Annotated in this window: 11 protein-coding genes and 1 pseudogene; 2 read left to right on the forward strand and 10 right to left on the reverse strand. The window is 45.6% G+C overall.

Annotated features, from left to right (window positions below):
- Positions 1 to 291: 291 nt before the first annotated feature.
- The 8 genes from ACTIE0_RS04630 to ACTIE0_RS04665 all read right to left on the reverse strand — a co-directional run bounded on the left by ACTIE0_RS04630 (position 292) and on the right by ACTIE0_RS04665 (position 8,491).
- Positions 292 to 942 carry a PEP-CTERM sorting domain-containing protein gene (locus tag ACTIE0_RS04630; protein ID WP_006670741.1) on the reverse strand — a complete coding sequence of 217 codons (651 nt, stop codon included), beginning with the start codon at positions 940 to 942 and terminating at the stop codon, positions 292 to 294.
- 267 nt (positions 943 to 1,209) lie between these two features.
- Positions 1,210 to 1,860, reverse strand: coding sequence for a PEP-CTERM sorting domain-containing protein (locus tag ACTIE0_RS04635; protein ID WP_439516847.1), 651 nt, complete (start codon positions 1,858 to 1,860; stop codon positions 1,210 to 1,212).
- 226 nt (positions 1,861 to 2,086) lie between these two features.
- Positions 2,087 to 2,887: a cistern family PEP-CTERM protein gene (locus ACTIE0_RS04640; RefSeq protein WP_439516848.1), complete on the reverse strand. Its 801-nt coding sequence runs from the start codon at positions 2,885 to 2,887 to the stop codon at positions 2,087 to 2,089.
- A gap of 228 nt (positions 2,888 to 3,115) precedes the next feature.
- Positions 3,116 to 4,033: a S66 peptidase family protein gene (locus tag ACTIE0_RS04645; protein ID WP_187757974.1), complete on the reverse strand. Its 918-nt coding sequence runs from the start codon at positions 4,031 to 4,033 to the stop codon at positions 3,116 to 3,118.
- Positions 4,020 to 5,186 carry an AI-2E family transporter gene (locus ACTIE0_RS04650; protein WP_315645435.1) on the reverse strand — a complete coding sequence of 389 codons (1,167 nt, stop codon included), beginning with the start codon at positions 5,184 to 5,186 and terminating at the stop codon, positions 4,020 to 4,022. The genes ACTIE0_RS04645 and ACTIE0_RS04650 overlap by 14 nt, the downstream gene beginning before the upstream one ends.
- 29 nt (positions 5,187 to 5,215) lie before the next feature.
- On the reverse strand, positions 5,216 to 5,788 hold the full coding sequence (locus ACTIE0_RS04655) for a CPBP family glutamic-type intramembrane protease (RefSeq protein WP_006622375.1): 573 nt from the start codon (positions 5,786 to 5,788) through the stop codon (positions 5,216 to 5,218).
- A gap of 49 nt (positions 5,789 to 5,837) precedes the next feature.
- A complete protein-coding gene (locus ACTIE0_RS04660) occupies positions 5,838 to 8,105 on the reverse strand; it encodes a protein-arginine deiminase family protein (protein ID WP_006622374.1) in 2,268 nt (755 codons plus the stop codon).
- Between the two features lie 50 nt (positions 8,106 to 8,155).
- Complete coding sequence (locus ACTIE0_RS04665) at positions 8,156 to 8,491, reverse strand: STAS domain-containing protein (protein WP_006622372.1); 336 nt, start codon at positions 8,489 to 8,491, stop codon at positions 8,156 to 8,158.
- A 20-nt stretch (positions 8,492 to 8,511) separates the two neighbouring features.
- On the opposite strand from ACTIE0_RS04665, the gene ACTIE0_RS04670 reads away from it, so the two are divergent.
- Both ACTIE0_RS04670 and ACTIE0_RS04675 read left to right on the forward strand, forming a co-directional pair.
- Positions 8,512 to 8,700 (forward strand): hypothetical protein, encoded by a 189-nt coding sequence (locus ACTIE0_RS04670; protein ID WP_006622371.1) that lies wholly within the window; start codon positions 8,512 to 8,514, stop codon positions 8,698 to 8,700.
- A gap of 92 nt (positions 8,701 to 8,792) precedes the next feature.
- A complete protein-coding gene (locus ACTIE0_RS04675) occupies positions 8,793 to 9,413 on the forward strand; it encodes a DedA family protein (protein WP_006622369.1) in 621 nt (206 codons plus the stop codon).
- Positions 9,414 to 9,485: 72 nt separating this feature from the next.
- On the opposite strand, the gene ACTIE0_RS04680 is transcribed toward ACTIE0_RS04675, so the two are convergent.
- Positions 9,486 to 12,230, reverse strand: a complete 2,745-nt coding sequence (locus tag ACTIE0_RS04680; RefSeq protein ID WP_006622367.1) for a phycobilisome rod-core linker polypeptide — start codon at positions 12,228 to 12,230, stop codon at positions 9,486 to 9,488.
- A 141-nt stretch (positions 12,231 to 12,371) separates the two neighbouring features.
- A pseudogene (locus ACTIE0_RS04685) lies at positions 12,372 to 12,438 on the reverse strand (zinc ribbon domain-containing protein); the annotation flags it as partial.

Genomic DNA, 12,438 nt, shown 5'->3' on the forward strand with positions numbered 1-12,438 from the left:
ATTAATTACATAAGAGGTCAACAGTTAATTAATGGATAATGAAACTCCCTCTTAGTCTCCCCAACAGGGATAGGCACAATGTAGGGGCGGGTTCCACGGTCAATTAAATCTCAGACCAGAAGATGAAAAAACCCGCCCTCACCTCACCCACGGTCAATTAAATCTCGGACCAGAAGATGAAAAAACCCGCCCTCACCTCACCCACGGTCAATTAAATCTCGGACCAGAAGATGAAAAAACCCGCCCACTCGGCAAATAATTATTAATTATTAATTATTAATTATTAATTACTTAGCTTTTCTTTTTGTCGTATTCACGTTTGAGTAAGCCAGCGATACCGAAGGCTAAACCAGTTCCCAAAATAGTGAAAGGTTCTGGAACCGCAGTAGTCTCAAAATCAAATTGTGCAGTGTTGTTGGTTTGGTCAATTCTAATTAAGCCTTGAAAACCACCTATCCCTTTAAGTTGATTATCGCTTTTAAATAGTGCTTCAGCGGCGATATTAACAAACCTCATACTACCGAAGAGAGAGTCACTAACAATGCTAATTGATCTTAAATCCATAGACCATTCAGACAAACCGCCCAGACCGTCATCAAAGCGCAAGAAATCAATCACTTGATTGGTGTTCCCGAAGTCTGTATCTCTAATGATATAACGAGAGTCAATTCCTGAACTAGTGTTATAGTCAACAAAAACCCCAGTAGCTGTATGGTTATGGATACCAAAATTACCAGTAGTACCTCCGGCATTACCAGCATGATCTAGGAAGTCGAAATTTAGGGAGGTGCTATTATCACCAATTACGGTAAAAATGGAGTTGGCGGTAAAGCGATCGCCAGGGGAAAAAGTCAAGGCTTGGGCGGGTGCAGCAGCTAGGAATGATAAACTAGCAATGGATAGAGAAACTGTGGCACATTGGACCTGATGTTGTAGTTTCATCTTCTGTCAACCCTATTTTCCTAAAAGAATTATGTTTTTAGTATGGCAACTCTCCGGGCTGATGTCTAGCATAATTCGTGCATTTTATCAACACATTACAAAAAATTAGGGTCAACCTTTATATATGGGGGGGTTTTGTGAAGCACCATCCGTGAAATCAGGGATGACCCCAAACCAAAAGCAAACCCGCCCCCAGGGTTGATGTTTCGGATAGGCAGGTTCACTATATGTTATGTGGTAGGAAACCTTAACAGGCAGTTGATAACCTTAGCTTTCCTTTTTGGAGGGTTGACGTTTCAGTAAGCCAGCCATCATTCCGAAAGCGACTCCAGCGCCAATAACGCCCATGGGTTCTGGGACAGAAGTAACCTCAAAATCAAATTGTGCGGTATTGAATTCGTGGTCAATTCGGATCGAGCCTTGGTAGCCGCCGCCACCTTGTGCCACATTATCGCCTCTAAATAGGGCGGTGGCATAAATATCCACAAACCGCATATTACTCAAGGCAGTATCGCTGACGACATTGATGGATGTCAAATCCATAGACCACTCAGACAAACCGCCAAGACCATCATTAAAGGTCAAGAAGTTGGCTACTTGAGTGGCGCTACCAAAGTCAACGTTTTGAATGGTATATTCTGAGCGAACTTGGGAACCTGTGGTGTAGTCAACAAAAGAACCCACAGCAGTAAAGTTATGAATGCCGAAGTTCCCCGGCCCACCAGTGTTGCCGTCTACGTCGAGGAAGTCAAAAAATAGAGATGTGGAAGAATCTCCGACTAATGTAAATTGGGCATTGGCGGTAAAGCGATCGCCAATATTAAAGGTAACAGCTTCAGCGGGTGAGCTAGTCAAAACAGATACACTAGCAATAGATGCAGCGACGGCAGCGAATTTAATTTGGTTCAGTAAAGTCATCTCTCTCTGTGTCCTATATTCATAACTTGCTATAACTGCATTCTACCAAGTCCCCACAGCTACTGTCTACCCCTAAAAGCTGATTTTACGAAGACATTACATAAAAATACGGTTCAGCTTTACATAAAAGGGGGTTTTGTAAAGCATGACCCGTAAAATTACTGATGCGCCCCAGTCTCTGTGGCTAAAAATACTGGCATGACTAATGGGGACAACAGAGACGCGCTTAGGCTTTGAGGCTGGATTTATTTTTCTTCTTGTCGTGTTCACGCTTGAACATACTGCCAAAACCCAAAGCCATACCTGTACCCAAAATAGTCAGAGGTTCGGGGACTTGTTCGACATTTTGTACACCGCCACCCGCGCCAGCTAATTCAAAGCTACCGTCAGTAGTTTGGAATTTAACCGGAAAATCAAGGAGGTTCGCGCCAATGGTAGCGGTCCCGTTGGTAAAGTCGCCTCCAATCCTTAATCGTAGACTATCAGATGCACCAGCGGCTAAAGCACTATTCTGGGAACCACCATTACAACCCTGGGTGAAAATACAGATGTCAATTTGTTTAAAGCCACCAGGGAAAGTTTGTTGACCGGTCCTAACTTGAGCGCCAGTGAAGTTATTGCCACTTTGTAGCAATTGAACACTGGTGGCGTTGGGGTCAATACCGAATCCAAAACTAACAATACCAGCCTCGGTAAATGTTTGGGTGAGTGCTGTGGTGTTGCTAATATTGATGGTCAAGTCCAGATAGTCACTGGTAAAGCTATCAACCTTAAAGGTAGAAAATGCACTCAAGTCTTGACTAAGGCCGCCGGAACCATCAAAGTTTCGATCCAGGAACCAGTCAATCTGAAAGGTTGCTCCGATATCATTGGTGGTAACCCCCACCTGCCACAGGTCTTGTTTAGGATCTCCGGCTTGACTTCCGGTTTTGGTAATATTAAAAGCGGCAGCGGGTAAAAATGCGGAAGAAGCTATGGCTACAGTGGTAGCTAATAAAGCTGTCCCAAATAAAGAAGTTGTTTTCATGGGCGGGAATAGGTTTTAGTTAGAAGGATATTTGTAGTAATCAAAAATATTAACTACATAAGTAATATATAGATCAAACTGCTGTAAAATGGAACGTGATCGCAGGCAATTTGTCCATATTTTTACAAAGTCGATCGCTTATTTTTACATAATATAGTCAATTGTAAATCTTTGACAGGATGATTGACTAATCACTAAATATGTGGTAAGAAACGGCGGGGCAAGCTATCAGTATGAGGGGGGGGTTGTTGGCCAACTCAAAACACCGCGATCGCCATCTAATTCTACTTCTAAGCCGACAGGTAAAATAGGATTGGGGCCGTCATGACCAAAGGAAAGATTAGCAACAATGGGGATATTCAGGTCAAAAAGGCGATCGCGCAATACTTGTTGAACGGAAAAATCCCCAGGGGAGTTAAGGTCAGACCCGGACTGACTAAAGCGCCCCAAGGCGATACCAAGGACAGGCTGAAACGCGCCGATAGTGCGCCAGTAGGTCAACATTCTATCTAGGCGGTAGGGTTCCTCATTGACATCTTCAAAGGCGAGGATAGCATTAGTTAAATCAGGTTGATGGGGGGTTCCTAATAGATAAGTAGCGACAGTTAAATTCCCAGGAAATAGGCGACCGCGTACTTTACCGCCGCCCCACCCGTCTCCGTGGAGGGGTTGAAGGGGTTTACCTGCTAGATAGTCAAATAAACGAGCGATCGCCCAATCGGGTTCTTGGGCTAAAGTAGTTAAAACGGGACCATGAATGGCTAAAATATTTTCCTGTCCAGACAAAGCCCACAATAGGGCGGTAATATCAGAAAACCCGATTAAAAACTTAGGGTTAGTGGAGGGGGGAATATCAGCAATAGACAACCCTTCCAGGAGTCTAGTCGCGCCATAGCCCCCCCTAGCACAGAGAATACCTCGGCTGTAGTCATCGCCAATGGCATCTAAGAGTTGACGACGGCGATCGCTATCAGTTCCGGCTAAATAACCCCAACTGCGATCGTAACCAGAAGTGAGGCTAATTTGATATGCTTGCTCGCGCCAAATATCTAAACCTGTTTCTACAGATTTAAGTTCCCTAATTCTGCCACTGGGAGCAATGACACGCAAGCGATCGCCGGGTTTTAACTTCTCAAATTTCGCCATCGTCGCTATCATGCTCCTGAGTAGAATCATTAGGGGAACTATCGGGTAATTCTGGGGGGGTGTCTGCTGCTATTAACACCTGCTCAGATTCGGAAATATCAGAACTTTCGAGTAGAGGTTGACCCAAGGTCCAGTTATCAAAAATATCCTTTAATACGGCTTGTTCCAACCAAGTTTTGGTGACGACAGCCAAAGGGAGGGCGAGAACCAAACCCCCAAAACCCAGAAATCTGGCAAAAAACAATTGTGCCATCAAGGTAGCGGCTGGGAGTAGAGAAATTTGTCTCTGCATAATCATGGGACTGAACCAATAACTCTCCAAGTTCTGAATAATAATATATGCGACCAAGACTAAAAATGCTTTACCGGGGGAGTCCAAAAGAGCGACGGAAACGGGAAATACGACACTCAAGGTAGGGCCGATATTCGGAACTAGGTTAAACACGCCTGCTAATAAGGCGTGAGCGAGAACAAATTCGACATTTAATATGGTTAAACTGATATAACTCAGAGTAGCGATAAACACAGAATTAATGACAATTCCGCGCATCCACTGCAAGAGGGAAATTTCACACAGACCCAAAATTTCATCGGCTCGGCGGCGATAAAAAGATGGAAATAAGCGCACCACTAGCCGTCTATATGAGGCGGGATTGGCGACTAACATTAGGGTAAAAACAAAAATTAATAGACCCTGTAGAAGTGTGTTAACGGAGAAGTTAAAGACGGCGAAGAAATTGCCGAGGATATTCTGAGCCAGCGGCCCAACTTGTCTAGCAATTTCGGTGAAGCCGGGGAGTCTCAAGTTAATTTCTGGGAGCCAAATCGGAGGTTGTTGGAGAATGAAATCAATCCAACGGGTGAATCTTTCATAGCCTCTAGGAACCAAGTTTAGCAGTTGTTGAAACTGGTCTAAAAATGGCGGCATAATTAGACTAAAAAACATAATGCCGACAAAGGACACTAAGCTGATAGCTAGGAAGACGGCTTGACCGCGACTCAGCCTAAATCGTTGTAGCCAACGCACCAAACCGTTAAGGGCGATCGCCAAGATGACGGAAGTAAATAACAATAATAGAATCTGTCGGAATTCCCATAAAATTATTAGGGAAATGACTAAAAAGAAAAAGGCGATCCAATCTCCAAGTTTCACTATCGAACTCCCATTAATGCGCTTGCCAACTATGATGATGGTGTTAGATTATCTGATTTCGCCTGTAAATTGGCAGATAATTTATGTTCGCCATCTAACAGAAACAACCAAACCACTACTACCAACCAGTGAAACAAAACTGGAATTAACAAAGACCCGGTTAAAGTATAGGCGATCGTGCAAGCCAATCCCAAAATTGTAGCTAAACTTAAAAATGGGGTTTGGCAAAAGATAGGATTTCCGGCTGGATTATAAGTCAAGGCGGCAATGGGGTGGGAAATCACAAATAAAATGAGGCTGAAAGCCGCCCAAAATAGCCATATCAGGGGCGATAGAGCTTCTGTGGGGGGAGGTATTAACAGCACGCGAAAGAGGGTTTCCTCAAGCAGTGCGGGGGTGATAAATAGCCAAATCATAGCCCCTAGGAGTCGCAGGGGGTGAAAATGTATGGGGTTCCATTTGAGAAAATTCATGGAGAAGCCGAGGGGAAGGGCGATCGCACCATAAACCAGAAAGGTGGCGGCTAAAATCCACCAATCTGATGGGGTGGGAATCGCTGTAGCCATTACTAAACGGTTTAAGAGATTTGCCAAAATCGACATTTGTTTGTATTAGCATTATCTAAATTTGGGCGATCGCCATAGCTATTTGTTAGCGTTGGCTAAATTGTCCTAACTGTTGTGTGAAGGATTCCCAGAAGGCCTGTTCTTCGCCGATTCTGGTAGTATTTAAACCGGCGTTGAGACTACCTCGGAGGTTTTGGTAATAACTATCATCTAAAAATGTGATCTCAAGACCAGCGATCGCTAATCGTCGCTGCAAGTCTTCCTGGGTGTAATCTCGGCCATCAATCAAAGCCCCTCGCGGGTCAGACACCAATAATTTGCCATTGACAAACACAGAATTAACCGGGTTCGGCCACCAAGCATATCCGGTATAACCAAACATGGCTGGGACTTCCACAATTTGCTCATCATTAAGTTTAAATTCCTCTTTTAACTGATTAATTAAAGGGGTGATTTTGTCACGATGCAACCTCAAATTATGCTGAATTAATAGTTCATTATTCAGGGCTGCTCTCACTGTGGTTTGGGTGCTTAAACTGCGATTAATTGCTGCCCCTTCGTAACCGGTTTGGGCTAATTGCCGCAATAAATTAACGCCCTCTTGAGGACTAACGACTAGCATTAAGGGTCTACCTGATGCGGTGGGAACAAATGTGATTAGTTCATCTACTTGGCGAGTAATTAACCAAGAGGTGTCAATTTCTACGGGGGGCCACTGAACTTTTTGGGCTTCTAAAAAGGCTAAAATATCGGGATTTATAGTTTCCCCGTCAGCTTTTCCGTAGTATATACGCCCCATAGGATAGCCGGGAATAGGTGGGGTAACATTAAGGTTGCCATAGAAATCTAACCATTGATTTTTGGGGTCAAGTTCGCGGGGTTCTCCGATTTCAGCCCAACCAAAATTTCGCCCTAATAAAGAACTGGCATAATCACTGCCGCCGGGAGGGCTTAAAGCGACATTGTATTGACGCAAACCATCAGGACTGGGGAATTGTACATAGCCAATAGCAGCGCTATCTCGCATCCAGACGGTTTCTCCTGGGGTAATACGGGTGGGGGTTCCGGTGGGGGCGATCGCATCTTGTACGGCTTCTACTACGTCTTGATTCACACCGCGATCGCTTATATGTACCTGGGAAACGGGGGCGGTATTAGGAGACATAATCCAAGGTGCGACACCCATTTGGATTTGGTCAGAGGCGATTTCTGTATCATTTTTACGGGCGATCGCTTTGACATTGACTAAGCCACTCCATTGACCATCAGCGAATTGTTTAGCCTCAACACCCAGGATAATAGTAGGGCTAAATTCCAGGGGAGAAGCACCGGACAAATCAATATATTTCCAGCCGCCCAGGGTTTTTTGGAACATATTAATCCGGCGGCGGGAGGCTTCATCAACGCTAATATATATATCTGCGTCTTGATATTCTTCGGAAATCTTAAAATGAATTTGGGCTAAATCTGCCTCGTCATATTCGCCATTAACAATGCGATCGCTCCAGTCAGGAATACCACTGCGATCGTCATCATCATTATTAAACAGAATCAAAGGTCCAGCAGATAATGACCATTGAGTAGGGCGCATTTTGTCGCGCTCATCAATTACGCCATCCCGATTAACATCAGCATGGAGAGCAAAACCGGGAAACTTGGGTTCAGCGACGGAAAACTGAGCAATTTCTCCGGTAGTAGCCCTCGGTTCAGCTTCTGGTTGACTAGCCAAGGCTCGTTGATAGGTGACAATGGCTAAATAGCCCTGGTATTCAACAATTTTCTCAATAGCCTGGGGTTGAATCAAACTATCTGCGGGAATTTGTCGCAAGGAGTCTATCGCCGCTATCCATAACTGTTGTGCCATTTCCCAATCTTTAACGGTGGGGTTAGGATATTGACCGATTTCTACGGCTTCGAGTGCTAATTCGGCGGCTTGTTTCCAGTGTTGGCTGGCTTTTTCTTCGTTGCGAATGCGGCTTTCGGTTTGCCGTAGGGCTTTACGCCAACTATGATATTGTTGGAGTTGTAGTTCATATTGCCAGGCTTCCTGAACTACCAGGGGGTCAGGGGGGCCAGATACTTGGTCAAGTTGGGCTTGTAGGCGATCGCGTAATTCATATAATTGAGGGACAGATTGGGGATTTTCCCGCACTGTTTCTAGGCGATCTAAGCTAGAGGAAGTTCTGCCATATTCTGATAAGCGAGTTTCCGATTCCCAGATCTTATATTCTACTGGCTCCTCTGTCTCCGCTGCTAGTTGAGCCACTGCATGAGGGGCGGGTACTAAGATAATCCCCACCACAACGCCCAATGTATTGACTAATGCCATCGCTATGTACCGCATCCACCCCATAGTTAACTCCTCAAGCGACGACATTGATTTTACCAGAAAGGCAGTGGGATTTATGCAGAAAGCAAAGTTTGAGGATTGGCGGAAATTTGGTCGATGTTATCCACAATTTCAAGCACCCTATCTAGTTGGGTAATTTCCAAGACCATTTTAGCTACATCCCCTAGGTGGCAAACCACTAAACGACAACCCAATTTTTTAGCTGTTTTTTGAGCCACCACTAAAGCCCCCAAACCAGAACTATCGATAAATTCTACATGGCTCATATCTATGATCCAAAGTATGGGTGGTTCAGAAGTGATTGACAAAAACTGTTTTTTCAGTTCTTCTGAACCTTGGGAATCTAATTTATTCTGAGGCCGAATGATCCAGGGTTTGTTAGCACTCATGACTATTTCTCCTATGTGTAATGAATTTTGTCAAAATTTTTGGTCAACCTACCACACTTGCCTTTAGACGAGGTAGTTATAGGAAAGATTCCCCTGGTGACAACTACATGGTATCTGACCGGGGTGGTAAATATGTTGTCGTAGGTAACAAAAAATGTGTGTTGGCGATCGCCCCTGCCACACCCAGGGGAGAGTTACCCCGAGATTAACCACCACAGCTATGGCGGTTATCGAATGCAATATAGCTAAAAATATTATACGATTGTAAAGAATTGCGAAAAAAATATGAAGACACCATTGAATGTCCTTTGAAGTTGTATCACTGGAAACAATTAAGGCGATCGCCCATGAATATGGCTATTGGGCGGTTTTCGGCGGTATCGCCCTAGAAAATGCCGGGGTTCCTCTACCGGGAGAAACTATCACACTGGTGGGGGGATTCCTAGCCGGGAGTGGAGAACTTAACTATTGGTGGGTTCTCGGTTGTGCGATCGCAGGTGCCATCCTAGGGGATAACTGCGGTTACTGGGTAGGGCGCTGGGGTGGTTGGCCGTTTTTGTGTTTATTGGGTAAGTTATTCCGCATCAAGGAAGAACAACTAATTGAAGTCAAAGACCAATTCAGCCAAAATGCAGCTAAGGCCGTTTTTTTAGGTAGATTTGTGGCCCTCCTGCGAATTTTTGCTGGCCCCCTAGCCGGAATTGCTGGGATGAAATACTGGAAATTTTTTCTATGTAATGGTGCTGGGGCGATACTCTGGGCTTCTGTAATGGTTAGCCTTGCCTATTTTGTCGGTCAGGTTGTCCCTTTACCCCAATTAGTCTCTTGGGTGGGTGAATTTGCGATCATTGCTCTGTTATTGGTGGTGGCTTGGTTTGTGATTCCCATGTGGTGGGAGTCTCGCCAGGCGAAAAATCTTTAGGGATACAAAAAAAATCCCCGCTCTCGTATGAACGGGGAACCTAGGTAAAATTAACAGAGGCTCAAATTAGCTCTAGCTGCGATCGTTAGCCAAAACCGGCTCAAAACTAGGAACGACCAGTTCATCATTTTGTTTGGTCAACTGGTTGTAAAGCAGCTCTGTATTGGGGAAATTAGCAGCAGGAAGCGTGGGGAAACGGCGATAAGGAACAGTATCCTCGCCAAACACCTGAGCATACTCCATGCTGTTCACCATTGCGCCAATAAACGCCTTCAGACCCTGAGAAGCCAAGATTTGGTTATACTTGCGAATCTCCGCCTGATTAAGGGGAGCGCGACCCAAGAAGTGCTTAGTTCCCAACTCAATCACCTTAGTATTGGGATAGGGAGTGTAGAACTCGCGGATATACAAAGCAGAAGCTCCCAAGGCTTCGACGAACTCCTTAACGGTAATTTCGCCATTACCAAGTTTACTTTCCAGAGCGGTAAACTCTTTCTTAGTAACATAGGGGTCAATATCCCGCTCGAAAATCTGCCGATAGATAGCACCAATTGTAGTTTGGAGCGCCACCTTATCAGTCACATTGGTGAGTTTAAACACCTTAGACTGTTCGCGACGCTTGTTAACTCCCTGGTTAATGCGGTTATCGATTTCCAGTTCACCTTTCATCTGGTCAGTAGGAGTTCCCAACTCCACAAACCTGGGAGTAGGTTCGTCTTTAACCATAGTCATCTTCTCAGCCAGGGTTCCCACACGCATAGAACGCAGAGACAGACCACCCGGAGTCAGATAACGCTCATAGGGAATAGTATCTTCCCCAAAGGCTTCGTTATACTCGACGGAATCAATAATGGCATCCACCAGAGCATAGAAACCTTTTTTAGAGCAAAGGTCAAAGTAGGAATTCATTTCCTGTCGTCCATAGGTGGGTCGTCCCAACAGACGGCGGTGAATGTATTCGATCGCCTTACAAACATAAAGGGAAGTCCAATACATATTGCGGAACACATCAGACTTCGCCAGAATGCGGATAAACTCCCGAACTGTGATATCGCCATTTTCCAGCTTAATCTCAGCCACGGTTTGGCGCTGACCAGAATAGAGTTCCCGACCAAACACCTGCAAATAAGCGGCTCGGATCACCTTCTGAGTTGAACTCTCAGAGAACTTGACACTAGCGCCATTGCTCCCACCCTTGTTGCTAAATTTACTGGAAACATAACCACCGGGAAGCTGATCGAGCTTAAACACTTTGGGACCGAGAGAACCGGGAGCATTCCCACGAGCGCCAGGGTTGCTCAATTGGTTATCAATTCCGGCTCCATTGCGAATTAGAATCCGGCGAGTATCCTTACCAAAGGGAGCCGGACGATTTTGGGGAGAGCGGGTTTCTTTCGGGAAAATCGCCCCAAACTGAATTTCTAAAGGATCGTTACCGATACCATAGACGTGCTGATCCCGCAGAGGCTGTTTATAGTCACCAAACAAAGTGACAAACTGTGGAACTGTACGGAAAGGCGCACTGTAGTTAAACAGGTCAATTTGAGGGCCCCAGTTGCGGCACTCTTGCGCTTCTGTACCCAGACCCCGCAGATAAGGGACGGTTTCTTCACCAAAGTAATCAGCATACTCGGACGAATCAACCATAGCATCGACCAGGGCCGCCAAACCGCCTTTAGTGACGATCGCAAAATATTTGCTAAACTCCTCGGGAGAACTCAAACCCCGTCCCAAGAAGTGACGCGCCGCCAGTTCCACCACCCGGCTGTTGACAAAGCGGGAGTAGAACTGCTGGCGATACAGAGGAGACTTACCCAAACGACGGATAAACTCTTTAGTGCTGATTTCGCCATTTTTAAACTTAGATTCCAGGTCAGAAATCCCTTGGCTATAAGCGCGGGTAATATCACGCTCAAACACCTGTCTATAAGCAGCTTTCACCACATCCTGTTTTTCCGAGGAAGACAGACCCGGCTTCATCACAAACTTCTGACGAGCGATCGTCGCATTAAAGTAAATCTGAGGCAGTTCCAAGCCTTGCTGATCAACACTCTGACCTTGACGGACTTTGTTAGAAGGGGTTGCGCCTTCAAATTCGCTAATCAGAACATTGAAGTATTGCAGGGCAATTTCCTGACCTTCTTTGTCATTTTGCAGATATCCCAGAGCCGATCGCCGCATTTCCTGCAAAGCCACCAAAGTCGCCGCACTAGAACAGGCATTTTCGATAATTTCCCGCAAACCACGCACGTTAACGGCGATGATATTAGGATCACCCGCCACGATCGCGTAAGTGGTATAACGCAAGAACCAGCTCAAATCCCGCAGGGATTTAGTCATATTTCCCGGACCGTAGCGGGAGACGTTAATCGGTCGGAACCCCGGCGGCAGGAATACCGCAGGGCCACTGCCTGAATCTTTGAACAGGGACTTGATACCATCAAAGAAGCCGCCACCCCGGTTGTCAACATAGGAAATTGTTCCCAGCTTCATACCTTCGGCGACTTCCATATCCCCACTACCCGCCGCAGCCATAGCCATTTCTGGTTCTTCGGGTCTTTCCAAAAATGCCAAAGGGGAACCTCCGGTAAAAATCCGGTTAGCTGCCCTAGACACGATTAATTCTGCGTTTTGGGTGAGAACTTGGGCGATCTCCAGACGTTTTGCCCCAGAACTAAAGTAAGTTGCTAAATCACTAAGTTCAGTTTTCCCCAAGTAGCGATCTTGTTGTTCGGCTTGAGAAATTGTTGAAACTGGGACGGTTTTGTAAAGTTGCGGACGCGCAACTGAGCTGCCACCACTTGCCTTAACACTCATTCGATCTCTATCGCTCCCTATTCACAGTCATTACACTACGGGCGTATTACATACACCCTATAACAGGTTATTCTACTCAACCCCAAGGATCAGTTAGACTCCATCGCCCAGTTGGACTAGCCGGGGCTATTGCTGATACATTTACGCGACATTTTTCCGGTTGTTCCCGGACAATGCGACGATAGCACTATTACCCGTTAAGGTAACA

This window comes from Limnospira sp. (assembly GCF_051859755.1).
Classification (GTDB): Bacteria; Cyanobacteriota; Cyanobacteriia; order Cyanobacteriales; family Microcoleaceae; genus Limnospira; species Limnospira fusiformis.